Origin of the sequence: Streptomyces yunnanensis (assembly GCF_029011865.1) — a bacterium.
Classification (GTDB): domain Bacteria; phylum Actinomycetota; class Actinomycetes; order Streptomycetales; family Streptomycetaceae; genus Streptomyces; species Streptomyces yunnanensis.
The window spans coordinates 9,661,116-9,684,488 of record NZ_CP095749.1; the positions used below are offsets into that span (position 1 = coordinate 9,661,116).

The following is a 23,373-nucleotide window of genomic DNA, read 5'->3' on the forward strand; positions in this document are numbered from 1 at the left end:
GGCCCGAGGCCGAGCCTCGGCCAGCCTGTCACATCACGGACTTACACGATCTTTCAGACACACTCGACGGCAGCCGAGCGCCGCGCCTGGTCCGGCAGCAGGGCGCCACCAGGGCCGGACCGTGGACTGGCGCAAGGGTTCCAAAGCCGCAATGAGCTCGACGCCGAGCCGCTGTCACGACACGGGAGGCACCTCAGAGCCACGATGGGAGGGGAAGGTGAGATGCCATGAGGATCGTGCCCCGCCGTTGGAATGCCGAGGTCATGGCCATGGTGGCGGTTCTGGTTGTGGCTGGTGCCGAGCTGCTGGTGCTCGTTCTCGCCACTCCCGGGCAGCGCCCTGTGATCAGTGGCGTGCTGCTGGGCTCCGCCGCTGCCGTGTTGGTGGTGTTCGGTGAGGTGTGGCACGTGCTGCGCAGACGCGGTCGGCGGGGCCGGCTTCCGCGACATCCACGGCCGAGTGGCGAGGCGTGGTTCAGCGCCGAGGCGCTGGAAGGCTTCCCGGCCGACGGCGTCCGGCGGTGGCTGGTGGGCCCCGATGCTCTTGATCCGAATCGGTTCTACGCAGCCTGGATGCTGGCCGGCCATGGCCGTGACGTGCGGTGGATCGTCCGGCATCTGGATCTGCCGGAGGAGGCCGTGCGTCTGCTTGTCGAGGCTGCTCGCGAGTGCGGAGGTGCCGGCTGCTGACGCCGCTGCGGGAGAGTCGGTCAGGTGCTGCCGAGCTGGATCGCCTTGAGGAGCAGGAGCAGTGCGCTGAGGATCAGGTAGCCGCGCAGTGCGGTCATGCCGAGTCGGGTGCCGGTGGACCATCGCACGGGCTTGAGGAGCGCCAGCGGTGGCATGCGCCAGGCGAGTTTCTCGGCGTGTGACATCACGGGAGCCGGGGGTGCGGGCGTGCGGCGGCGGGTGACCCGCAGGGCGATGGCGGTGGCGGTCAGGGCTGTGACCAGGGCGATCGCGAGCCAGATGGTGAGCTGGGCGACGTTGATGGCGGGGAAGAGCGTGGTGGCCATCAGTGTGCCGGAGAGCATGAGAAGGACGGAAATGATGACGGTGGCGAGCACGTTCAGCCAGCGGCGGTTGACCCAGGGGCCGAGGACTTCGGGGTCGTTGCACAGCAGGAGCAGGAAGACGCTGGCGGAGGGCAGTAGCAGTCCTGCGAGGGCTTGGACGGCCTCGGTGATCAGGCCCAGTGGGGCGCCGGGGATGAGGACGATGGCGGCGGCCACCAGGACCAGCAGGCTGTAGGAGGCGTAGAAGGGCTTGGCTTCGCGGAAGCCGCGGTGCAGGGAGTGGCGGAGGTTGAAGACGTCGCCGAAGGCGTAGCTGGTGGCCAGGGTCACGGCTGCGGCGCCGATGATGCTGGCGTCCAACAGCACGATGGCGAACAGCGTGCCGAGGATGTTGTCATGGCGGGCCAGGGCTTCGGCGACTCCGGCGGCGTCGGTGAAGTTGCCGTGTGCGCTGGTTCCCCGGGCGGCGAAGTCGGCGATCACGATCAGGGCCGCGGCGCCGAGCACGACGACGAGGGAGCCGATGACGGTGTCGGCGCGTTCGTAGCCGATGAAGCGGGGGGTGATGCGCTTGTCGATCACGTTGGACTGCTGGAAGAACAGCTGCCAGGGGGCGACGGTGGTGCCCACGATCGCGATGATCAGAAGGACCGCCTCGCTGCTGATGCCGCCCTGGATGCCGGGTACGACGAAGTTGCGCGCGGCATGGGCCCACCGGGGGTGTGACATCAAGGTGAGCGGGATCAGCAACAGGCTGGCGGCGATGAAGGCGAACATGGCGCGCTCCCAGCGGCGGAAGGAGCCGCTGGCGGTCACGGCGATCAGTACGACGGCGGCGATGGGCACGACGACGTAGTCCGAGACGCCGAGGTAGCCGGCGGCCAGCGAGATGCCGATGAACTCGGTCACGAGGGTCAGGAAGTTCAACAGGAACAGGTCGCCGACGCTGAACCAGCCCCAGAAGCGGCCGAATCGTTCGATGATCAGGCGCGCGTGGCCGACGCCGGTCACCGCGCCCAGCCGCACCACCATCTCCTGATTGACGATCAGGACGGGGATGAGGAGGAGCAGGACCCACAGCAGGGAGTAGCCGTAGTTCTGGCCGGCCTGGGCGTAGGTGGCGATGCCGCCGGCATCGTTGTCGCCGACCATCACGATGATGCCGGGGCCGACGATCGCCAGGAGGGTCAGCAGTCGGGCTTTGAACCCGGGGCGTTCCTCGGGGTGTTCGTGCGGGACGCGGCCGAAGGCGCCTTGGATGTCGCCGAGGTGGGCCTCGTCGAGGACGGCACTGGTTCTCGGCGGGCGGGCCGTGCGTGCCGGGTGGGCGACGGTCTTCTTCGCTGGGCGCTCGGTGCGGCGCTCCGACGGTGGCGGTGGCGGTGGCTTCGGCTCCGCTGGGCGTGGCTTCTGGGGTACGCGGGGGTGGTCGGGTTGGCTGGGGGGAGTGGGGTGCTGTGGGCCTGGGCGGGCCGACGGTGCCGGGCGGCCGGGCCCTTCCGGTCGGCTCGGCGGCTCTGGAGGGGGCGGAGGCTTTGGGCGGTCGGGCCGTTCCGGGTGATCCGGGGCACCATGAGGCCGGTCGTGGTCACTCATGAGTGGGGCGGTGTGTCGTGCGGCGGCGGGCCGGGGGTTGGCTCGTCCGCGTGGTGGGGCGGGCGCGGGGCGGGCTCGCGCCGGCGCCAGTCCTCGGGGATGACGGCGTCCAGCACGTCGTCGACCGTGATGACGCCGAGGATGCGGTCTTCGTCGTCGACCACCGGCACCGTGAGCAGGTTGTAGTCGGTCATGAGCAGGGCGACGTCCTCGACGTCGGTGTCGGGGCCGGCCCGTACCGGATCGCGGTCCACGACATCTTCCAGTGGGGCCTTCGGATCGGCCTGGAGCAGTTCCACGAGGGTGATGACGCCGAGCAGCTGCTTCTCTTCCCCGACGAGGTAGACACTGGTCAGAGCCTCGGGCTGCAGGGTCCGCGCCTCGCCCGCTGCCCGTAGTGCTTCGGCGACCCTGGCACTGCCCGTCGCGGTGAGGACATCGAGCGCCATGAGCCCGCCCGCGCTGGAAGGGTTGAAGCCCATCAGGGTCAGCACCTTGGTGCGCTGTCCGGCCGGGAGGGCGTCCAGGACCGGTTGTCTGCGGGCCTGTGGCAGCTCGTTGATGGCATCCGCGGCGTCGTCGGCGCGCATCCGGGCGATGACCTGGGCGATCTCGGCGTCGGTCCGCTCGCGCAGCAGCCGGAGCTGCGAGTCCGGCTCCAGCTCCTCGAACACGTCGGCTTCCAGCTCGGGGTCGGCGTGCACGGTCTGGAGGATCTCGTGCGACTCGGTGCGGTTGGCCTCCTCCAGCAGATCGGCGAGGTCCGCGGGCTTGAGCCGCCCCAGGCGCGCGAACGGCCCGCGCACCCGGGCGGACCGCGTGTGCCCGATCAGCGGCTCGAAGGACTTCCAGTCCCGCCAGTCGGGCTGCCCGCCGCGTCCGCCCATGACGCCCCGCAAGCGCGGCGGCCGGCGTGTGTCCAGGCAGGTGACCATCCACCCGTCGGGCCGCTGCTCCAACTCGATGTCGTACGCCCGAACCAGTTCGACGTCGGCCACGTCAATCACCCGGTGACCGAGCACGTCGGCGCGCAGCAGCACCTCCCCCTCACGCCGCTCGAAGTGCCGCAGGTCGACCCGCGGGCTGACTAGAGTGATCCGCTGCCCCTCCAGGTCGGCCACCTGCTCCGCCGGCAGGAAGACCTCGCGCCCGCCCACACGTGCCACCAGGCCGGTGACCAGCGGGTAGTCCCGGCCACGCAGCCGGACGATGAGATCGGACAGGCGGCCGACCACCTCGCCGTCGCCGCCTACCAGCGGCCGCCGAAGAAGACCGGCCAGATGCACGACACGCTCCACACTCCCAAACTAGGCACAACGTGCATGATCGGAACGGCAGGAGCTGCGGCGCGCCTGCGCAAGCCCTCCAGCGGCCCAGCACCGCACCGTCCCCTCGGCGGCTGCCGGCTCCAGCCCGAAGCCGCGGGAGCTACGGTTGCGCGGCTCCGCCTGGTTCGCGTACGAATTCACGGTCGTCGGCGTCGTAGTCGAACAGCTCGCCGTAGCGGCCCCAGTCGATGGCGACGTCCAGCTGGCGGCGGGCCTCTTCGGCGGAGAAGCCGCGTTGCAGCAGATCGAGGAAGAAGCTCTCGCGCAGGGTGCCGTCGTCGGTGGCGGCCAGCGCCTGGGTGATGGCGCGTACGAGTGGGGCGCGGGTGGCGGCCAGGCGGGCGAAGCGCTGTTTGCTGGTGAGGATGTCGGCGGCGGTGAACTCGCGGCCTTCGTCGGTGAGGGCGAGGCGGGCGTCGCTGACGGTGGCCAGGCCCAGCATCACGGCGGCGTCCACGAGCGGCAGGAGGTCGTCGATCTCGAAGTTGAGTTCGTCGGAGATCTCGGCCAGGCCGTCTTCGCCACCCCGGGCGAGCAGGATCTCCAGCAGACCGGCCAGCCCGCCCACCGATGCCTGGGGCAGCGGGACCGTGGTCGGGGTGGCCGCCGGTCGCGCCGCCTTCTCACCGGCCACGGCCGGCTCGGGGGGCCGCTCCTCACGGCCGGTGAGCAGTCCGTAGACGTTGTCGACGAGGGTTTCGAAGGCGGGGGTGCGGCGGTCGCGGGGGCGGGGCAGGCCGACGGTGAGCTCGGCGAGGATGCGGCCCGGGTTGGAGGACAGCACCAGGATGCGGTCCGCCAGCAGAACGGCCTCCTCGATGTTGTGGGTGACGATCAGGATCGACTTCACCGGGGCCTCATGGCCCTCCCACAGGCCCACCAGCTCGCTGCGCAGGTTCTCCGAGGTCAGCACGTCCAGGGCGGAGAACGGTTCGTCCATCAGCAGCGCGTCCGGCTCGACGACCAGCGCGCGGGCGAAACCGACCCGCTGGCGCATCCCACCGGACAGCTCTTTGGGGTACGCGCCCTCGAAGCCGTCCAGACCGATCAGGTCGATCGCCTTGAGCGCGCGCTCCCGCCGCTCTTCCCGGCCGACTCCGCGGGCCCGCAGGCTCAGCTCCACGTTCTGCTGCACCGTCAGCCAGGGCAGCAGCGCAAAGGACTGGAAGACCATCGCCACCCCCGGGTTGGCGGCGTTGAGCGGGGTGCCGCGGTAGGCCACGCTGCCCGACGAGGGGCTGATCAGTCCCGCGGCGCAGCGCAGCAAGGTGGACTTGCCGGATCCGGACTTGCCCAGCAGGGCCACGATCTCGCCCTCGGCCAGGTGGAAGCTCACGCCCTCCAGCACCGGCAGTGCGCGCCCGTCGGGAGTGGAGAACGTCTTGGTGACCGAGTCGGCCTCGATGATGACCGGCCGGCTCCCGCCGTCCGTGTGGGTGCTGGGCTGGGCGGTGGTCATGGCGTCAGCCTCCCTGGAAGAAGGGCTTGTGTCGGGTCACATCGCGTAACGGGATTCGGCCAGCCGGTAAAGGCGCCGCCACAGCAGTCGGTTGAGTCCGACCACGTACACGGCCATCACCACGATGCCGACCAGGATCTTGGGGAAGTCGCCGGTGCTGGTGGCCTGGGCGATGTACGCGCCGAGACCGGTGGCGGTGAGGTGGTGCTGCCCGTAGGCGACGACCTCGGCGACGATCGAGGCGTTCCAGGCCCCGCCCGCCGCGGTGATACCGCCGGTCACGTAGTACGGGAAGATCGCGGGCAGGATGAACGACCCCCACCGCAGCGCGCCGCCGACCTGGAAGCCGGTCATCGCCTCGCGCAGGTCGGAGGGGATCGCCGAGGCCCCGGCGATCACGTTGAACAGGATGTACCACTGCGCGCCCAGGGCCATCAGCAGCACCGAGCCGATGTCCAGCGAAATGCCCCAGGCCACGAACAGGGCAGTGGCGAACGGGAACAGGAAGTTCGCGGGGAAGCTCGCCAGCACCTGGACCACCGGCTGTGCGAAGCGCGTGACCTTCGGGTTCATGCCGATCCACACACCGATCGGCACCCACACGACCGTGGCGACGATCAGCAGGAGCACCACCCGGCCGAAGGTGGCTGCCCCGACAGCGAAGGCATGCCCGAACTCCCCCAGCCCCACCGTCGACTGCACATAGCCCAATGCCTTCCAGGCCCCGAAGAGGACGAGCACGGCCACCGCACCGGCGAAGAACACATCCCCGGTCCGTTCGCGCACCGCCGGGCGCGCCAGGGGGTGCTCCGCCAGCCCGAACGGCCGCGTCCACCGCTCCAGCGCCCGGCCCGCGGGCCGCAGCGGACGCCCGATCAACTCCGGCACGCTGGAGCGTCGCAGCAGATCCAGCACCAGGCTGCGGGGCCGCTCGGCGGCCTCGGACTCCTCCACCCGGAACCGCTCCGACCACGCCACCATCGGCCGCCAGAACACCACGTTCACGCCGATGACCATCAGCACCATCACCGCGACCGCGATGCCGACCCCGCCGAGATCGCCCTTGCTGATCGCCGCGGCGGCGTACGAGCCCATGCCGGGCAGCGCATAGGTGTGGTTCAGGACGCTGATGGACTCCGAGGCGGCGAGGAAGAACCAGGCCCCGCCGAAGCTCATCATCCCGTTCCACACCAGCGGGATCATCCCCGAGGGCACGTCGAGCTGCCAGAACCGCTGCCACTTCGTCAACCGCATCACCCGCGAGCCCTCGTCCAGATCGCGCGGCTGCGACGTGAGCGAGTAGTAGAACGCGAACGTCATGTTCCACGCCATCGCCGTGAAGATCGCGAAAATCGACGCGCACTCAAGGCCGAGCTCGGAACCGGGGAAGAGGTTGATGAACGCGGTCACGGTGACGGAGAGGAATCCGAGCACCGGCACCGACTGCAGGATGTCCAGCACCGGCAGCAGAACCCTCTCCGCCCGCCGCAGACGCGCCGCCGCCGTGGCGTAGACGAAGGTGAACAGGACGGAGGCGACGAGGGCGGCGAACATCCGCAGCAGCGAGCGCATCGCGTAGTACGGCAGATGCGACGGATCCGTGGAGACCGAGGACGGCGCCTGGCCCGGCAGGAACGGCGCGTTCAGGCCGGGCGCGAGCCTCAGCAGCCCGTACAGCAGCGCCACCAGCGCGGCCGCGACCAGCACATCCACCCACCGCAGACCGGGCCGCCGCCACACCGCCCGCGAGGGAAAACCACCCTCACCCGCCACCGGCACCACCTCCGTCTCCCGCACGCGCGCCCAGCGCCCATGCGGGAGACAGCGAACCACCCCCGGGAAACTTCAGGAATCACCCCGGCGGAGAACGGACGAACACCTACCGGACAGCGGAACGCACCCCGGCCCATGGCCAGCGCGCCACACGCGACGGGTCGTACGCGCGACCGTAGGAGGCCCCGGCCGTGTGTGCCACCGTCCGCCGGCTCCGGGAGGGGTATGCGCAGTCTTATCTCCTCAGCATTGATCACCAGGGCTGTCCGGCTCTGGCGGCGTGGCGTGCGCCGCCAGGTGCAGGACGGTGGCGAGCAGGGACGGCAGGTGCGGGTTGGTGGTGCGGAAGAGTGTGCGGTTGCCGTCACGGCGTACCGTGACCAGGCCCGCCGCCCGCAGCCGGGCCAGGCTCTGGGAGACGGCGGCGTAGTGTGCGCCGACGCGCTCCGTCAGCTCCCCGACCGAGAGTTCCTGTAGTGCCAGGGCCTGCAGCAGCTGGATCCGGATAGGTCCGGCCAGCGTCTTCAACATGGCGACCATGGCGCCGACTTCGGTATCCGCGAAAGGCGAGGTTGCCGTGCGGACGGGGAGGAGCACCACGTCAGGCTCCCGGACAGCATGCATCGGCCGCGCCCCTTCCCTGCTGGTGCGCCTGGGTGTCGGGTGTCGGGGTGCGGCACTGGTGCCAGTGCAGATCGCGGACGTACGGCACGCGGGAGAGCTGGTCGACGAGGTGGTCCAGGGGGCCGGTATCCGGACCGTCCAGGGCAACCGTCGCTCGCAGGTAGACGGTGGCACCGTGTCGGATGGCGTGCAGGGCCTGAAGGTGGGCGCCGGGTCTGCTGAGGGCCAGCACGCACAGCGCGCGTATCTTGGCTGCCGCCTGGTGGTCGCAGTGGATATGGATCGTGGCGAGAGTCGGGGCCGGGGTGGTGGGCGGCCCGCTCTTCTTCGCATGCGTACGGGGCAGGAATCGCATGGGTACCTCGTGAGTGACTTCCGGTCGGGAAGCGGTGGGAGGGGAAGGGGGTCAGGCGGTGTTCCCGGAGCGGTTTCCGGGCACCAGCTGAGGGTTCAACGCGTAGCCGATCCGACGCACGGTGCGGATCAGCGCCCGGTGGTCGGGCCCGAGCTTGCGACGCAGGCGGGCGATGTGGACGTCTACGGTGCGCAGATCGCCCATGGGCGCCTGCTGCCATACCAGTTCCATCAGCCGGCGGCGAGTGTGGACGCGGTCGGGGTAGGCGGCGAGATGGGCGATCAGCTCGAACTCCATGCAGGTGAGGGAGAGTTGGCGACCATCGACGGAGGCGCGACGGATCGCGCAGTCGATGACGAGGCTGTTCACGCGGTACACGGGAGCCTGGGGCGGCTCCGAGGCCGCGTGTGCGTGCGGTGACTGCGGGACGGGCCAGGGCGTGGCACGCCCCCGCGGTGCGGGTGCAGGTGCGGTCGCTCGGTCGTGGTGGACACGGTCAGCAGTGCGGTGGCGCAGCGCCATGTCGTCTCCTGTCGGCTCGGTGTGTTGACGACAGTCGTGGTGGGGGCGTCGGGCTCCGGCGGCGGCGCCTACTTCGGGCGCTGGCGGCATGGCGGGGAGCGGCCGTCTGTCAGAGGAACGGTCCGGATGGGGCGAGGGGCGCCCTGACGTCCCCGGGGTAGGGAAGAACGTGCGGATTCCTACGGATGTGGCGTTCGCGGAGCCGCTAGTGCCACGTGGCTTCGAGGTGGGGTCGGCCATCGGGGCCGGTGACGGTGTGCCAGTGAGCGTGCGGCCGAGTGGGTCGCTCCCGGCAGGTGGCCCCGGCTGCGGATGCCTGACCGGGGAGTGCGCGGAGAACGGTGCTGTCGAGAGGGCTGTCGGCGATGCGCCGTACCACTGCGGAGAGAAAGCCGAGGATGGCGCGGCCGGTGTGCCAACGGTGGGTGGAGGGGCGGTGGATGTGGACAGCGGTGAAGACGGACATGCGGGAGTCACCTCCGTAAGGCGGCGCGCTGTCGGCGTAGGACAGGCGTGGCCGGGGCGGGTGAACGATTCAGTGGTGTGCGGGCTTCAGCACCCGCGTGGCGCTACGGACCGTGTCAGCCTCGGGTGGCCGAGGCGGCGGCTTCGGTGATGCGCTCGGCCGCGGGCAGTGGCAGGTCGGCGAAGCGGGCGAGCCAGTGGGCGTCGTGGCCCTGCTGGGCGAGGAGGTAGGCCAGGTGCACGCGTGGCTCGTAGCGGGCGTGCGGGTCGCGCGGGCAGGGGCAGGTACTGGGGCCGTCGAGCAGGTAGTCCCGCTCGGTGCCGTCGTACAGGGCCAGGTGCACACGCGGACAGATGTGGCCGGTGGCATTCGGGCCGGGCCCGTTGTCGGTGATGTGGTGGTGCCGTCGGGCCGGTGCGGTGAGCTTGGTGAGGTGCGGGAGAAGACGCATGGGGCCCTCCCTTCTCCGCGAGGGGTTGGTGGGGTGGCGGCGGGCGGGGAGGTCCCGCCGCCACCCCGACACGGGAGTGGTCAGTTTCCGACGTGCGTGGGTCAGCTGCCGAGGGCGACCTGGACGATCTTGATGACGACCAGGACCATCGCGATCAGCAGGTAGGTGCGCAGGGCGCCCATGCCGATCTTGCGGCCGGTGGACATGACCGGCCGGGTCAGCGTCTCCAGCGGCGGCATCCGCCAGTTGTCGCGGCCGGTGCGGTCGATGGGGTCTTCCTTGGTGGCGGTGCGCTGGCGGGTGAAGGCGTAGCCGGCGGCCAGCACCCCGGCGACGCCGCAGCCGGCCATGATGTCGAGGATGGCGCCCGCGCTGATGTCGGGGAAGAGCACCGAGGCGGTCAGGATGATCGACAGCGTCACCAGGACGCCGACGACCGCCGCGGTGAAGGCGTTGGTCTTGGGTCCGTTCACCCACGGTCCGAGGACCTGCTTGTCGTTGCAGAGCAGCAGCAGGAAGACGGAGGCGGAGGGCAGCAGGACGCCGGCGAGGGTCTGCACCCCCTGGGTGAGCAGACCGAGCGGGGAGCCGGGGATCAGCACGATGGTGGCCGCGATGGCGACCAGGCCGGCGTAGACGGCGTAGAAGCCCTTGGCGCCCTTGACCCCCCGGTGCAGGGAGTGCTTCATCCCGAACACGTCACCGATCGCGTACGCGGTGGACAGCGACACCGCGAACGCGCCGATGATCGAGGCGTCCAGCAGGGCGATCGCGAAGAGGACACCGGCGACCTTGCCGGCCTTGGCCGAGATGCCGGTGATCAGGCCCGCGGTGTCGGTGAAGTTCCCGAACCCCTTCGTCCCGGCGAACGCTGCCGCCACCAGGCCCATCAGGGCGGCCGCGCCGACGATCACGACCGCGATACCGATCCACAGGTCGGCCTTCTCGTATTTCATGAAGCGCGGGGTGATGCGCTTGTCGATCACGTACGACTGCTGAAAGAACAGCTGCCAGGGTGCCACCGTAGTGCCCACGATGCCGATGATCAGCAGCATGACGGTGGCCAGCTCGCCGCTGCCGCCGGGGATGACCGGGGTCACGAAGTCGTGGGCCATCTGCGAGGTCTTGGGGTGGAGCATGAAGTAGAGCGGGACCAGGAGCAGCGAGGCGGCGCACAGGGTCACGGCGATCCGCTCGAAGCGGCGGAAGGAGCCGGTGAACGCGGAGGCGATGATGATGGCGGCGGCCAGGATCACCGAGGCGGCCTTCGGTAGCCCCAGATAGTCGGCGGCCATGGTGATGCCGATGAACTCGGTCACCAGCGTCAGCGCGTTGAGCAGGAACAGGTCGATGACGGAGAACGCGCCCCAGAACTTCCCGAACCGCTCCAGGATGAGGCGGGCGTGCCCGACGCCGGTGACGGCGCCGAGACGCAGCACCATCTCCTGGTTGACGTACAGGACGGGGATGAGCAGGAGCAGGGTCCACAGCAGCTGGGTGCCGTAGTTCTGACCGGCCTGACCGTAGGTGGCGAAGGCGCCGGCGTCGTTGTCACCGACCATCACGATCAGGCCGGGCCCGACGATCGCCAGCAGCGTCTTGAGCTTGGCGGACAGGCCCCGGCGCTCGCCGGTGTCGTCGTGCTTGATGGTGCCGAGCGCACCGCGGATGTCGCCCACGTGCGCGTCGTCGAGGACTGCGCTGCGCGGTGCGGGAATGGTCTTTTCGTTGATCACGTTGGTCATGGCGGGCCTCCCAATTCCCCCGTTGGGGAGCGGCGTTGAGGGCGCGCGGGAGCCATCCCCCTGCGAGCGCGCAGCCCGGACACCCGAGGCAGCCCAAGAGGCCGCACCGGTGTCAGGAACGGGGATGCGAGTGCGCGCGGGAGAGGTGGTTACCGCGTACCGGAGGTCGAGAAAGGCATACGAATCCGGATGACGGGCCTACTGTGGCCCGGACTACTGCAACTGCAGTCCATGTCTCTCGCCTCCTCCCGGCCGGAGCGCACGTGGGCGCTGGACGACGCGGCAAGGAGCGGACCAGCCCCGATGACTGGTTCACCCCAACTCGTCAGAGCTTTGGCACTGCACGGCGTATTCCACCTGTGGGGGAAGCCACTTGGGGTCACCCCTTAGGCCGGGGAGACCTGTCCTGAACCTGGGCGTCTCTCGACGTCGTGGGGTCAGTGGCCTGTGTCCGTGCAGACGCCTCACCGAACGAGGTGCCTTCTTCAAACCTCCAGAAGCATAGCGGCATAGTTGCGAAATAGCGCAACTACTTGGCGAAGTCTTGACACACCTCGTAACGGAACATGTTCCCGGCCCCAGTCGGCTTCTCCCTGTGGCGGAGTGGGCGCCCGCGTCGCCTCTGTGGCCTTGCGGGGCGAGGCTCCCGCTGGTTGGTCCGTGCCTGGTCTGGATCTGGCCTCAATCACTGGAAGTCGAGAAGGCTCTCGAAGGCGGTCCATCACGTGGGCGCCGCCTGTGCCCGGCTCATGCCCAACCAGGGCGTGGGTCATAAGGTCCTGGCAGGCCAACTGGCCGGCGGACATTGCGATCGGAGGGGCAGGCTGGCCGTGGGCGTGGCGTCTGTTCAGTTCTTGCGTGCGGTTACGGGCGCGGAGGAGGGGTGTTCTCCGCTGTCTGAGGTGGGCATGCCGATGGCGACCTGGTTGGCGCTCCGGCTGGCTGGCTTGTGTTCGGCGCCTGTCTGGGCCCGCAGCGGCCGATCCTGCCACGCGTCTTGCTGCACCGACGCAGAAGTGACCTCCACCAGCTCGGCGATTTCCCCCTGGAGGCGCCATCGGTCCGCTGTGTGGCCGACCACGTTCTCCTTGATGTGGGGCGGGATCTCCCTCAAGCTCACGGACTCCGGTACGACGCCGGCGGCCGCTGCCTCGACCCGCCGGCGATCCCCTCATGAAGCTCCGCGCCGGGGCGCCGAGTGACGGCTGTTGCCGACGAGTCGGCCGACCCCATGACCTCGACGTTGCCCAGCTGACTCAAAAGTGCGCCTGGCGCTGCAGGGCCCCGCCGGGAGGTCCTGGACGCCCCACGGAACCCGGCGAGTGGGGCCCGCCCTGCGCCGGCCCCTGGACGGCGCCCGAGCGCCGCTGCCTGGTCCGGCAGCAGGCGAGGTAGGTACTCGCCACGGGGGAGCAGTCTGCGGATACCCGGATCGTGTAAGTGGACGGTTCGTGAGTTGATGTTCGTTTCGAAGTGAGACTTGGGGCAGGTGTGCTGGCCGCGGTGCCGGCTACTGTCGCCGGGTGAAGCAGCCGGTGTCGGCTTCGGTGAGGATGCCGAGTTTGACCAGGCGCTTCTGCTTGGCCCGGGTGCCTTCGACGTTCTTCGGCAGCGGTTCATGGCCAAGGGCCTGGCAGGCGTCCTTGGCCCGCAGGGGGGCGGTCGACTCGTTGAAGGCGGCGAGGATGTGCGGGTAGTCCGGGTGCTCGGGCAGTTCGGGCGGGGATGCGGGGAGCCGGTCGGCGAGGCTGGTGACGGTCTTGCGGGTGATCGCGAGGTGCGCGAGGTGTGTCTCGGCCTCCCTCAGCCGGGTCTGCAGGTCGTCGATCTGCGTGCGAAGGTCGTCAGCCAGGGCCCGGGCGGCTTCCTCTTGCAGGTCCAGTGCCTCAAGGAGGGGGCGAACGTTCACGCGCTCACCGCCTCCTCGCGCCAGATGGAGGTGTTCGTGCCGGTGAGACGGCGGATCATGACATGGGACATCGCCCGATAGACGCGGGAGGCGGACGAGGCGGTGAGGTGCTCGTCGTCACGGACCAGGCGTCGGTGCAGTATCAGGATCCCGTAGGTCTGCTCGACTCTCCACCGCTTCGGTTGCGGCAGGAATCCCCGGTAGCGGGGGGCGCGTTCGACGATCTCGACGTCGATGCCCAGGCCGGCGCCGTGTTCGACGACCTGGTTCTTGAAGCCCTGGTCGACCAGGGCTTTGCGGACGGTGTCGCCGGTGTGCTCGGCGACCTGGTCCAGCAGGGCGATGCCCGCGGTGTTGTCGTGGACGTTCGCGGCGAGGACGGCGACCGCGATGACCAGGCCGAGGACGTCAACTGCCACGCCGCGTTTGCGGCCCGGTACCCGTTTGGCCGGATCGTAGCCGGTCGTGGCGGCGGGGACCCCGACGGCCGCGTGGACACTCTGGGTGTCCAGCACCACCAGGGTCGGGTCCTCTCATCGTCGGGCGCGTTCACGGACCTGGCAGCGCAGGAGTTCATGGATGACCTGGTCGGTTCCATCGTCCCGCCAGGCGGCGAAGTAGTAGTACGTCGCACTCTTTCTGCGGCAGGTCGTGCGGGAGGTGGGCCCACTGGCAGCCGGTCCGCCCCTGATAGAGGATCGCGTTCACGATCTCCCGCATGTCGTAAGCGCCCTGATGACCGCTGACCGAGCGGTGCCGGTCCTTCCACGCGGTGATCACCGGCTCGATCAACGACCACTGCTCGTCCGATAAGTCGCTGGGGTACGGCTTGCGTTCACTCACCCCGCCAACCCCAGCAGACCCCGCACCACGAATCCGCGGATTCCGCCCCCGCCTCACACCATCAGACGACCACAGAACGACTCAAAGACTCACGAACCGTCCTCTTAACTCTGGCTATGGCAGCGGCGTACCGCCAAGTCGCGGTGCTGGCGTCAGCGGCTCGAACCGGCGGTGGACGTGGACTACTGGTGCCAGGTGTGTTTGAGCATGGTGAGCATGTCGAGGAAGAGCGCGAAGCTGCGGTCGACCCGCTCTCGGTCGCCGGTGGCGAGCAGATCGAGCTGCAGGCCACGGGCCTGCGCCACGATCACCGAGGCCACGAGGGTAGCCCGCGCGGGAGGGCATCCCTCTGCCTCGACCAGACTCTCCATCAGTTTCAGGGAGTCGTGGACGACCTGCTGGAGGTAGTGCCCGTAGCGTTCCGGCTGCCGCACCGCTTGCGCGTAGACCTCGAAGAGCAAACGGTAGACGGGCAAGTGCTGCGAGGCAGTCGAACGCTGCCACCAGTAAGCCAGGTTGCCGGTGCTGTTGGGCGAGCTGGTGACGTCCGCGGCGTCGGCCATGCGCGTTCGCAGTCGCTGGATCACCTCGGTGACCAGGTTCTCCTTGGAGCCGAAGTGATGGAGCAAGGTGCCGTGGCTCACTCCGACTGCCGTGGCCAGGGGACGCATGGCCAGGTCGGCGAGCCCGTGCTCCAGCACGTAGGCGGCGACGTCGTCCAGCAGTTCGGGGCGTCGGTGCTGGTAGCGAAGTTGCCGGCCATCGATGTGTTCTGCTGCCACCCGCACGACGGTACACAGACTGCGCGCCGGTGAGCGAACCTCACTCCCAAATAGATTGACCAGTTGGTCGAGCTAATTTACGGTGAGCGGCATGGGGAACGACGTCGCCCGCCTGCACCACGTTGGCCACATCGTCAGCAACATGGCGCAGGCACTCACCCTCTACCAGCGTCTGGGTTTCCGGGTGCCACCGCCCAGCTATCCCACCATGGCAGCCCGAAAGGGCGCGGCCCCCCAACCCTTTGGTGCCGCGAACACCCATGCCGACTTCCCGCGCAGCTTTGTCGAGCTTGCGACCTACGTGCAGGAGGACGGTGTCCACCACCTACCGCACGACGCACACCTCGTTCCCCTCCAAGCGCCACCGGAGGTGCTGCCGAGGCTGATCGAACAGATCGGCCGAACCAGCGCCAACCTGGCAGTGTTCCTCGACCGCTTCGAGGGTCTGCATATTCTCATGTTCTCCTCACCCGATATCGATGCGGCTGCCGCGCGGCTGACCGAGACCGGTGTAGGGCACGGCGGGGTGCACACCGTGACACGCCCGGTGCAGCACAGGGGCGAAGCCCGGACGGAGGTCGTCCGCTACCTGGAGATCAGCAGTAACGAGATCGGCGCGAAGCCGGGCTGTGTCACGGAGGGGCGGGTCGGCGTCGTCGCGGACCTGGACCCGGACATCCAGGGCACCCGGCAACTCGACCACCCCAATGGCGCCCTCGACCTCATCGGGACCATGCTCTGCATCGCGGACGACCAACTCACCGCCGTGCAACGACGTTACGAGGACTACCTCGACCAGCCGGCACGGACGGACGGGCCGGCGCACGTCTTCGACCTCGATAACGCCACGCTCACTCTCGTACCCGACTCCCAGCTCGCAACCGTCCTACCAGGCGAACACCCCGCCGCACTTCCCGCGTTCGTGGGATACACGGTCGCTGTGCACGACATCGCTCTCACCCGAGACCTGCTACGGCGCAACGGATTTCCCTTGCGGCACTCGGCATCCGGCGACCTCTTCGTGCCCTCCACCGCAGCTCTTGGCGCCGCAATCGCCTTCCGCCAGGCGACACCCCATACGACTGAGGCGGGGACCTGATTCACGACCGCAGTCCGGTCCGGCTGGTTACCGGTTCGGCCAGCGGTCCGCGTTCCACGACTGGTTCATGCGGCGATCCCTTCGGGGCGTGAGCAGCCTCAGTCGATCCGCAAAAGCCGGGAAGATCTCAGACACTCGTGCGTCGTATGTGCAGGTGGCCATTGCGGGGGAAGGAGGGCGGCGCTGCGGGCAGGATGCTGTCGAAGTCGTACCGGCATTTCTGCGCGACCCGGCACGATGCCAGGTTGTCCACCTGGTGCAGGAGTTTGAGACGCTCCAGCCCGTCGGCTTCGAAGGTGTCGAAGGCCCAGCTGGTGAGTGCCTCCAGAGTGCGGGGGGCCACTCCCCGCCCGCGAGCGTGCGCCGCGGTCCAGTAGCCCACCTCGGCCTCCGGTTTGCCGGAGATGACTTCCTTGAGGAGCACGTTGCCCACCAACTGTCCGCGAACTGAACCGGGTTGTTCCTCAAGGACGGCGAAGCCGAACCGGTTCCCCGCTGCCCAGCCCCGCTGCTGGGCCTGCACCCACCTTGCCCCGTCAGTATCGTTGTCCACGACAGAGCTTGCCCACTGGCGCAATGCGCGATCCCGGCTCACCTCGATCAATGCGGCAACGTCCGCCATGCGCCAGGGGCGAAGAAAGAGAGCGGGAGAGGCCGACGTCGCGGCCACCTGAAGGACGACGGGGGCATTCACCAACCGATCATGTGCGACGGCGTTTTCACCCGAGGCCAGCCGTGTCCGGTCCATGTCGCCTTGCGACCGCCCCGTCAGTGCTGTGTCCGGACGCGCAGAGCTTGGACGGACCAGTCGATGACTGGAGCCGGGCTCTCCGGGGCCGGCCAGCCGTTGACCACTGCGAGCAGTTGGAGGTATCGCTCCCTGCGGGGGTCGTTCACGCTCTCCAGCCGAGTCGCCAGCCGATGGCGAAGCTCGACGTCGTCGGGGCGGCCGAGGAGGTGCGCGTAGTGCGCCGTGAACGCCGCGACGATCGGATCGGCCTGGGGCGAGGCCGGGTCGATGCCGGCGATCAGGGCCGGGCCGGCCTGGTCACGGACGGCTGCGGTGATGTCGCGGCGCGGGCCCATCGTGTCGCTTCGGGCCTGCTCGACTGCCTGGTCCTCGGCCATCCGCCGCATGGCGGCGCGGAAATCCGGGTCCAGGGATATTTCGGCCAACTCCACCCATGCCTGGACCTGCTCCGCCTCCGGGTTGTCGGGCAGCTCGGGGGTCATTGAGCGCATGATCCCCGCGAATGCGGGGGCGGCGTCAAGACCGCCGAAGACGGCATCGAGGAAATCGCCGATCAGACGTCGGCGTTCGTCCTCGGAGAGCTGGGCCAGCCGGTGCATGAGTTCCGTCTCCTCAGGTGTGGACCCGCGCTCGGCCACCGCCGTCAGCACCGCGCGTCGCAGGCGCAGGACGCGGATCTGCACTGCCAGTGCTTCGGCGTGCGCCGCGGCGACCTCGGGAAGCGAGAGCTCGCGGTCCACGACCTTGCGGATCGTGGGAAGGTCCAGTCCCAGCTCGCGCAGGGTCCGCACGAGGTCCAGGCGTGCGACGGCGTCGATGTTGTAGAGGCGGTAGCCGGCCGGGCTGCGGTCCGTCGGCGCCACGATTCCGCGATCGGAGTAGAACCGAATGGTCTTGACCGTGAGGCCGGTCCGCCGAGCGAGCTCGCCGATCGAATAGAGCGTGTTGCCGTCCATGCCCCCACCTTTGCGTCTCCCCCTACTGGAGACTCAAGTCCCTTCGCCTGCCAGCAGGCAACCACTCCTCATCCACAAGTCTTGACAATTTCTCGCAGGAAGGTGCTGGTAGAGACAGCAGCCAGCAGGGCTCTGGTCACGTGCTTGGGTATCAAGGATTGTGCTCCGGAGTGGTGTCAAGGTTGTGCAGACGGGTTCCATCAGGGCCGTACACGTTGAGCACGTAGCCCTGATCGAGGCGCACGCCTTCCTGGGCCAGGAAGGACGTCAGCTTGTTGGCGAAGCCGTCGACGTTGTCGTAGCCGGCCTTCTTGAACCGTTCCGACTTTCCTGCCGGTGGTTTGCTGGCCGGTGATCAGTCGGCTCGTGGTCCTGTGTCAGCGTAGTGGGCTGCCTCGTATGCGGTGGGGCTGATCATGCCCAGAGTGGAGTGCAGACGGCGGTTGTTGTACCACTCGACCCAGGCGGCGGTGGCGTACTCGACGTCGGAGACCGATCTCCAGGGGCCGTCGTGGAAGACCTTGGTGCGGATGCACTCGGACTTGTAGAGGCCGTTGATCGTCTCCATGAGCGCGTTGTCGTAGGCGTCCCCGACGCTGCCGATCGAGGGTCTTATGCCCTCGATCCTCAGGTGCTCGGTAAACCGCACACTCGTATATTGCGACCCGGCATCGGAGTGGTGGATCAACTGGCCCCGTCCGACGGGGTTGCCCTCGTGGCCGCGGCGCCACAGCGCCATCCGCAGCGGCACGTCGACCAGCTCCACATCCCGCTTGATGGAAGCGTGCCAGCCCACGATCTTCTGGGAGAAGCAGTCCACGATGAACGCCACGTAGGTGAACGACTGGTACGTGCGGACGTAGGTGAAGTCGGTGATCCACTTCCGGTCCGGGGCCTCGGCGGTGAAGTCCCTGTTCAGCAGGTCCGCCGCCCGGGTGTCGGCCGGGTTGGGAACGGTGGTTCTGGGTCTCTTCCCGCGCACGACGCCGGCCAGGCCGAGCGAGCGCATGGCGCGGTCGACGGCCCCGAACCCGGCCTCGGGCAGCAGGGTTCGGCGGATGAGGGCCAGCATCTTGCGCCGCCCATAGAGTCCTTCCGGGGCCAGCACGCGCTGCCCGGCCGAGCTGGTGGTGAAGGCCAGCTGGCGGATGGCGTCCTCGACCAGCGCGTCACTTATGGTGCGGGCCGCGGGTCTGTTCGTGTCTGCGGCCGGGGCGCACCAGGCCCGCAAGGTTCGTGCCGCGATCTTCAGCCCCGCGGTATTGAGGGCGATGAGGATCGACTCGACGGCGTGACCGACCGCCTTCATCTGGTCGATGAAGGCCACGATCAGCGGTTTCGGGGGTCGGTGAAAGTCGGCCCGGGGCGCGGTTCCGGCCTTTCGACCGGCCCGTTTCCCCGGACCGCTTCCCGAACCCGGCGGGCACCTCTCAATGCACCGGGCTCTCCACAAGCCCCGGAAAGAGCCGCGTGTTGGACGTTCTCATCCCGTGACAGGCCAGGGAGTCGGGATAACGGAACCCCGATAGCGGTAGCGAGTCGTGCCTACCTTCTCGGGATCGAACAGCTCCCTGTTCTCACTGGCGGGCCACCATCCACCGCCGCAGTAACGGTTGCGGATTTCCTTCCAGGTGGACCGGCGGTGTTTGCGCCGCATCCATCGCCATACCGTCTGCCACACGTAGTGGCTCAAGTAGGCGAAGGTCACGGAGGACACCCCGGGCCGGAAGTAGGCACACCAGCCCCGCAACGCCATATTCAGTCGACGCAGCAGGTCGTCCAACGGTTGATTCACTTCGACCTCTCGGCACAGCGTCTTCACTTTCCGCTTCACGGCCTGGACGGCCTTCTTTGCGGGGTATGTATAGACGTAGTGCTGGCTGGTTCCTCTCTTGCGGTGGCGCTGGAGGTGCCACCCGAGAAAATCCAGCCCTTCCTCGATATGGGTGATCAAGGTCTTCTCCGGTGATAGGCGCAACCTCATCGTGGACAAGACCTCTGCGATCTCCTCGCGCAGAACTTCGGCATCCGCTCGGGAACCGAATACCATCAGGCACCAGTCGTCCGCGTATCGCACAAGGCGATAGGTGGGCAGACCGTGACGGTGTCGTCTGGCTCGTTCCAGCTTCCCAGCTCCGGGGCCTCCTGGCGCCTGGGCGATGTACTCGTCCAGGACGGAAAGCGCCACGTTGCTGAGCAAAGGCGAGAGGATCGACCCCTGTGGGGTTCCGGCAGTGGTCTCCCGCAGCAGGCGGTCCTCACCGAGGATGCCCGCCTTGAGGAATGCCTTCACCAGGTCCAGTACGCGCTTGTCTCCAACTCGACGCCGCACGCGGTCCATCAGGGCCGAATGTGAAATCTCGTCGAAGCAGGCCGTGATGTCACCCTCAACGATCCACTCATAATTGCGTGGTCGCGAGGCGAGGTAGCGCACCTCGGCTACCGCGTCATGGGCCCGGCGATTCGGACGGAACCCGTAGGAGCACGGGAGAAAATCCGCCTCGAAAATCGGCTCCAACACCAGCTTCAATGATGCCTGGGCCACCCGGTCGGCGATGGTCGCGATCCCCAGGCGGCGAAGTTTCCCACCTGCCTTCGGGATCATGCGCTCCCGAACCGGAAGCGGGCGGAAACTACGGTCCTTCAACTGCGACCGCAGAGCGTCGAGAAAATCCCCGACCCCTGCCCGGCCTCGACCGAACGAGCCGTTCGTCCGTCCACGCCAGCCGTGCGGGCACCCTTGTTACCCGCACCCGATCCCAGGCCACTAGAAGAAAGCCGGGATCGGCAACGAGGTTGTAGAGGTCGTCGAACCTGCGATGAGGATCATCACGAGCCCAACGGTGCAGCTTGGTCTGGATATTCAGTACCCGTCGCTCCGCCATATATACGGCGTGCTCCAGTTCGTCGGTATTCACCAGCGAAAACCTCCCGATATTCCAGCAGCCTCGACTGCTGACTTGCTGGCCCCCTTGGCCCTGCAGCCGTCTCTCACGGCCTCCACGGCGGGTCGTCACGCCCGCGACTACTACGGGGCCTCCGCCCCATCCCACGGTCCTCAGCCGGCAACGGACCTGCCCGCCCCCGAAATGGCTATCCGGCAGGAGGGCGACCGCGGATGGTTCCCACGTTCACCATGTGATCGATCGGTCAGGTAGGTGCCCAGCTCTACCCCGGCAGCATCGCCACGTCTACGCCGCAGACCTTCGACGTGGCCTCCCCACCGACGGAACTAAACGGCTTCGGAGTTGAGGACCGGCCCGAAAGGCCCAGCCCTCACGCACTGCGCACCGGCCCATATCCACCAGATTTGACCCGGCTTCGCTGTTACGGGGCGTCAACCACTGGTTCGCTCTCGCTACACCTTCTGACCTCGCCGAACGGGCCCGCACCGTCTGGCAGTTCCGGCACGTCCCGCTGTCGTCGGGGCCGCTTGCCACCCTCCCCGGCGTTCCCCGGATCGGGCTGCCCCCAGGCTTCGATCAGGCCGCTGCGACGGCCCGACGGGTGTGGTCTTTCACCACCTCTCGATCAACATCGCGCCTCGTGGCGCACAGTTCCCCCGCGAAGAAAATCGTCGCGGACTTGAGGACCTCGTTGACCTCACGCAGCCGCTTGTTCTCCGCCCGCAGCCTGCGCAGCTCTTCCCGCTCGTCCGTACTCACGCCCGCGGCCTGCCCGTTGTCGATCTCGTGCTGGGTGACCCACCGCCGCACCGACTCCCGTGAGACACCGAGTGATTCGGCGACCTGGACGTGGAGGGCGCGCTCGGTGGAGTACTCCGAGCGATGTTCCGTCACCAGACGCACAGCCTGGCTACGAAGCGCGGGGGCAATCTTCTTGGGCATGGTGCCCATCCTCTCTGCTAGCTCACAACGGAGCGGCAGAGAAGTCGGAACGGTTCATCTTGTGGGTCCACACGCTCAGCACAAGTACGCCCTTGTGGTCCTTCGTGTGCTGGATGCCGTAGACGTCGGCATCTCCTCCGGCCTTGCGGTAGCGGTCAGCCAGTTCGGTGCCGGTCCGTGAGGGAGTCTCGGTGGTGATCGGCGGGCCCGATGGACGGGCGTCGTCGGCGACATCACAACCTGTGAGCAGAACGGCGGTAGCCAGAAAGAGAACGGGCAGGATGCGTTTCATCACGCCAGTCTTCCCATGGTGAGGGACGGCAGCGCGAGGACGGTGATCGCCATTGGCGCCGTGCCCCGAAGTCTGATTCCAGGAACAGGTACTGCGCACCATCTCGTCCGTCATGGTGGCGGCTTCTCCTTCGCCGATCGGACTCCGCGAGGCTCGGCGGTCAGCCGAGCGAGGACGACCGTAGATGAATCGGGCACAACACCCAACCGGGCAATTCGCCTTATAAGTAATTTACGGGACGGGTATTGATTGTTCGCCTATGTGGCTGGTCACGGTTGCGTCATCGACGAACACGAACCCGTAACGGATCAAGAATAAACCGGCCGTATGGGCGGTTTTCGTGTGGCTGGGAGGGCTGTAGCGTGCCGATTCCCACGGTCCAGCTTCGACGGATCGAGCCTCGGTGGATGTCGTCCGCCAGGGCCCCGGTCCATTCACGGCGCCAATTTCCAACGCACCAACGGGACTCCAGTACGTCGGTCCTCGTGGGTGTGATGCCTGGCGGCGTTGAGGGAACCCATGACGCATCCGCACGGCCGGCCTGAACAACGGTGCGGAGCTGATGATCTGGGCCAACCTCACCGTGCCTCCCAGCAGTTCGGGAATCCGGTCGCCACCGTCTGGCTGGAGGGCGGCAAGTGGGACGTGTGGTACGCACGCCAGGGCAGCAACCCCGAGTGGAACACCGTCTTGTACGTCCGTCAGCAGCCCGCCAACGCAATCACGGTGCACATCAAGGACCTCACCGACGACTCGATCACGCGCGGCTACGTCCAGCCCTCCTGGTGCATGACCAGCGTGCAATTCGGATTCGAGCCGCGAGTCGGCGAACCCGGCCTGGCCGTGAACTCCCTCTCCTACGGCTCGGCGGCGGTGGCGGCGAGCATCGGGCGCGCTCGTGAGTGAGACAAGGGGCCAGAGCAGGTCCAGGTGCCGACCGAAACCGCCACATCAAGGCCGGACCCAATCATCGCTTTCAGCAACAAGGACTGGAATGGATGGCTGACGAGCAAGGAACCACCGCCCGGGGGATCTACACCTCCCAAGCCGGTATCGGCACGTGGCTTCAGCTGTGGCGGGAAGAGCGACTCTTCCAGGCGGAGGAGCTCACACCGGCAAGCTCGAAGGACGAGAATCGCACCGCCGTCGTCAGGATGTTCCCGTATCCCTCCGGCGATCTCCACATGGGGCACGCCGAGGTATGCAGCATCAGTGACACTCCGGCCCGCTTCGCCCGCATGCGCGCCCAGATCCGCTTGGGCCCACACGCAGTGAAGGCCCGGTGAATCCACCGGGCCTTCACATCTGAGTAGCGGGGACAGGATTTGAACCTGCGACCTCTGGGTTATGAGCCCAGCGAGCTACCGAGCTGCTCCACCCCGCGACGGCACGATGAACTGTACGGCACTGAGCCGGATCAACCGAATCGACGTCAGGTCGGTGTGACCAGGAGAAAGCGCCGGCCGGCGAGCACACTCCATCAACCGTCCCTGACCAGACTGCAGCTGGCGGAGGCGGACCCGCTGGAGGCGGGGACCGAAGAGTCGGCCCCGCTCCAC

21 protein-coding genes, 1 tRNA gene, 2 pseudogenes and 1 riboswitch are annotated in these 23,373 nt (G+C 68.0%); of the genes and pseudogenes, 4 read left to right on the top strand and 20 right to left on the bottom strand.

What is annotated here, in order from left to right; genetic code table 11:
• Positions 1-227: 227 nt before the first annotated feature.
• The gene (locus MOV08_RS42530) at positions 228-689 is read left to right on the top strand and encodes a hypothetical protein (protein WP_275311512.1); all 462 of its coding nucleotides are present in this window, start codon (positions 228-230) and stop codon (positions 687-689) included.
• Between the two features lie 20 nt (positions 690-709).
• On the opposite strand, the gene MOV08_RS42535 is transcribed toward MOV08_RS42530, so the two are convergent.
• The 13 genes and pseudogenes from MOV08_RS42535 to MOV08_RS42595 all read right to left on the bottom strand — a co-directional run bounded on the left by MOV08_RS42535 (position 710) and on the right by MOV08_RS42595 (position 14,868).
• Positions 710-2,167, bottom strand: coding sequence for an NRAMP family divalent metal transporter (locus MOV08_RS42535; protein WP_338057362.1), 1,458 nt, complete (start codon positions 2,165-2,167; stop codon positions 710-712).
• A 440-nt stretch (positions 2,168-2,607) separates the two neighbouring features.
• Positions 2,608-3,909, bottom strand: coding sequence for a magnesium transporter MgtE N-terminal domain-containing protein (locus tag MOV08_RS42540; protein WP_052287285.1), 1,302 nt, complete (start codon positions 3,907-3,909; stop codon positions 2,608-2,610).
• Between the two features lie 130 nt (positions 3,910-4,039).
• The gene (locus tag MOV08_RS42545) at positions 4,040-5,398 is read right to left on the bottom strand and encodes an ABC transporter ATP-binding protein (protein ID WP_275311513.1); all 1,359 of its coding nucleotides are present in this window, start codon (positions 5,396-5,398) and stop codon (positions 4,040-4,042) included.
• A gap of 36 nt (positions 5,399-5,434) precedes the next feature.
• Positions 5,435-7,195: an ABC transporter permease gene (locus MOV08_RS42550; protein ID WP_275311514.1), complete on the bottom strand. Its 1,761-nt coding sequence runs from the start codon at positions 7,193-7,195 to the stop codon at positions 5,435-5,437.
• Between the two features lie 219 nt (positions 7,196-7,414).
• Positions 7,415-7,795: an ArsR/SmtB family transcription factor gene (locus MOV08_RS42555; protein ID WP_275311515.1), complete on the bottom strand. Its 381-nt coding sequence runs from the start codon at positions 7,793-7,795 to the stop codon at positions 7,415-7,417.
• A complete protein-coding gene (locus tag MOV08_RS42560; protein WP_275311516.1) occupies positions 7,773-8,150 on the bottom strand; it encodes a hypothetical protein in 378 nt (125 codons plus the stop codon). Before MOV08_RS42560 ends, MOV08_RS42555 begins: the two co-directional genes overlap by 23 nt.
• A gap of 51 nt (positions 8,151-8,201) precedes the next feature.
• Entirely contained in the window at positions 8,202-8,519 is a 318-nt protein-coding gene (locus tag MOV08_RS42565) for a winged helix-turn-helix domain-containing protein (protein ID WP_420834264.1), read from the bottom strand.
• A gap of 734 nt (positions 8,520-9,253) precedes the next feature.
• Positions 9,254-9,589: a hypothetical protein gene (locus tag MOV08_RS42570; RefSeq protein ID WP_275311517.1), complete on the bottom strand. Its 336-nt coding sequence runs from the start codon at positions 9,587-9,589 to the stop codon at positions 9,254-9,256.
• Positions 9,590-9,690: 101 nt separating this feature from the next.
• Positions 9,691-11,334, bottom strand: a complete 1,644-nt coding sequence (locus tag MOV08_RS42575) for an NRAMP family divalent metal transporter (RefSeq protein ID WP_275311518.1) — start codon at positions 11,332-11,334, stop codon at positions 9,691-9,693.
• Between the two features lie 309 nt (positions 11,335-11,643).
• Positions 11,644-11,817, bottom strand: a riboswitch (M-box (ykoK) riboswitch).
• Positions 11,818-12,181: 364 nt separating this feature from the next.
• Positions 12,182-12,454 carry a hypothetical protein gene (locus tag MOV08_RS42580; RefSeq protein ID WP_275311519.1) on the bottom strand — a complete coding sequence of 91 codons (273 nt, stop codon included), beginning with the start codon at positions 12,452-12,454 and terminating at the stop codon, positions 12,182-12,184.
• Positions 12,455-12,844: 390 nt separating this feature from the next.
• Positions 12,845-13,243: a hypothetical protein gene (locus tag MOV08_RS42585; protein ID WP_275311520.1), complete on the bottom strand. Its 399-nt coding sequence runs from the start codon at positions 13,241-13,243 to the stop codon at positions 12,845-12,847.
• A pseudogene (locus tag MOV08_RS42590) lies at positions 13,240-14,086 on the bottom strand (IS5 family transposase). Before MOV08_RS42590 ends, MOV08_RS42585 begins: the two are co-directional and overlap by 4 nt.
• A 182-nt stretch (positions 14,087-14,268) precedes the next feature.
• Positions 14,269-14,868 (bottom strand): TetR/AcrR family transcriptional regulator, encoded by a 600-nt coding sequence (locus MOV08_RS42595; RefSeq protein ID WP_275311521.1) that lies wholly within the window; start codon positions 14,866-14,868, stop codon positions 14,269-14,271.
• A gap of 91 nt (positions 14,869-14,959) precedes the next feature.
• Between MOV08_RS42595 and MOV08_RS42600 the strand changes: the two genes are divergently transcribed.
• Entirely contained in the window at positions 14,960-15,967 is a 1,008-nt protein-coding gene (locus MOV08_RS42600) for a VOC family protein (protein ID WP_275311522.1), read from the top strand.
• Positions 15,968-16,094: 127 nt separating this feature from the next.
• On the opposite strand, the gene MOV08_RS42605 is transcribed toward MOV08_RS42600, so the two are convergent.
• The 6 genes and pseudogenes from MOV08_RS42605 to MOV08_RS42630 all read right to left on the bottom strand — a co-directional run bounded on the left by MOV08_RS42605 (position 16,095) and on the right by MOV08_RS42630 (position 21,928).
• Positions 16,095-16,661 (bottom strand): GNAT family N-acetyltransferase, encoded by a 567-nt coding sequence (locus tag MOV08_RS42605; RefSeq protein WP_275311523.1) that lies wholly within the window; start codon positions 16,659-16,661, stop codon positions 16,095-16,097.
• Positions 16,662-16,735: 74 nt separating this feature from the next.
• Positions 16,736-17,674, bottom strand: coding sequence for a MerR family transcriptional regulator (locus tag MOV08_RS42610; protein WP_275311524.1), 939 nt, complete (start codon positions 17,672-17,674; stop codon positions 16,736-16,738).
• A gap of 355 nt (positions 17,675-18,029) precedes the next feature.
• Positions 18,030-19,055, bottom strand: a pseudogene (locus MOV08_RS42615) (IS3 family transposase); the annotation flags it as partial.
• Positions 19,056-19,157: 102 nt separating this feature from the next.
• Positions 19,158-20,321 carry a group II intron reverse transcriptase/maturase gene (ltrA, locus tag MOV08_RS42620; protein ID WP_275311525.1) on the bottom strand — a complete coding sequence of 388 codons (1,164 nt, stop codon included), beginning with the start codon at positions 20,319-20,321 and terminating at the stop codon, positions 19,158-19,160.
• Positions 20,322-21,156: 835 nt separating this feature from the next.
• A complete protein-coding gene (locus MOV08_RS42625) occupies positions 21,157-21,522 on the bottom strand; it encodes a transposase (protein WP_275311526.1) in 366 nt (121 codons plus the stop codon).
• A 22-nt stretch (positions 21,523-21,544) separates the two neighbouring features.
• Positions 21,545-21,928 carry a hypothetical protein gene (locus MOV08_RS42630; protein WP_275311527.1) on the bottom strand — a complete coding sequence of 128 codons (384 nt, stop codon included), beginning with the start codon at positions 21,926-21,928 and terminating at the stop codon, positions 21,545-21,547.
• 405 nt (positions 21,929-22,333) lie between these two features.
• On the opposite strand from MOV08_RS42630, the gene MOV08_RS42635 reads away from it, so the two are divergent.
• Both MOV08_RS42635 and MOV08_RS42640 read left to right on the top strand, forming a co-directional pair.
• Positions 22,334-22,720, top strand: a complete 387-nt coding sequence (locus MOV08_RS42635; protein WP_275311528.1) for a GH12 family glycosyl hydrolase domain-containing protein — start codon at positions 22,334-22,336, stop codon at positions 22,718-22,720.
• Between the two features lie 92 nt (positions 22,721-22,812).
• Entirely contained in the window at positions 22,813-23,100 is a 288-nt protein-coding gene (locus MOV08_RS42640; protein ID WP_275311529.1) for a hypothetical protein, read from the top strand.
• A gap of 24 nt (positions 23,101-23,124) precedes the next feature.
• Here the strand turns inward: MOV08_RS42640 and MOV08_RS42645 are convergent.
• Positions 23,125-23,198: transfer RNA gene (locus tag MOV08_RS42645), tRNA-Met, on the bottom strand.
• Positions 23,199-23,373 lie beyond the last annotated feature (175 nt).

Coding starts and splice junctions, on each gene's coding strand:
- MOV08_RS42530 (WP_275311512.1), top strand. CDS start 228: ATGAGGATCGTGCCCCGCCGTTGGAATGCCGAGGTCATGGCCATGGTG.
- MOV08_RS42535 (WP_338057362.1), bottom strand. CDS start 2,167: ATGGTCGGCGACAACGATGCCGGCGGCATCGCCACCTACGCCCAGGCC.
- MOV08_RS42545 (WP_275311513.1), bottom strand. CDS start 5,398: ATGACCACCGCCCAGCCCAGCACCCACACGGACGGCGGGAGCCGGCCG.
- MOV08_RS42555 (WP_275311515.1), bottom strand. CDS start 7,795: ATGCATGCTGTCCGGGAGCCTGACGTGGTGCTCCTCCCCGTCCGCACG.
- MOV08_RS42560 (WP_275311516.1), bottom strand. CDS start 8,150: ATGCGATTCCTGCCCCGTACGCATGCGAAGAAGAGCGGGCCGCCCACC.
- MOV08_RS42570 (WP_275311517.1), bottom strand. CDS start 9,589: ATGCGTCTTCTCCCGCACCTCACCAAGCTCACCGCACCGGCCCGACGG.
- MOV08_RS42575 (WP_275311518.1), bottom strand. CDS start 11,334: ATGACCAACGTGATCAACGAAAAGACCATTCCCGCACCGCGCAGCGCA.
- MOV08_RS42600 (WP_275311522.1), top strand. CDS start 14,960: ATGGGGAACGACGTCGCCCGCCTGCACCACGTTGGCCACATCGTCAGC.
- MOV08_RS42610 (WP_275311524.1), bottom strand. CDS start 17,674: ATGGACGGCAACACGCTCTATTCGATCGGCGAGCTCGCTCGGCGGACC.
- MOV08_RS42625 (WP_275311526.1), bottom strand. CDS start 21,522: ATGCCCAAGAAGATTGCCCCCGCGCTTCGTAGCCAGGCTGTGCGTCTG.
- MOV08_RS42630 (WP_275311527.1), bottom strand. CDS start 21,928: ATGACGGACGAGATGGTGCGCAGTACCTGTTCCTGGAATCAGACTTCG.
- MOV08_RS42635 (WP_275311528.1), top strand. CDS start 22,334: ATGACGCATCCGCACGGCCGGCCTGAACAACGGTGCGGAGCTGATGAT.
- MOV08_RS42640 (WP_275311529.1), top strand. CDS start 22,813: ATGGCTGACGAGCAAGGAACCACCGCCCGGGGGATCTACACCTCCCAA.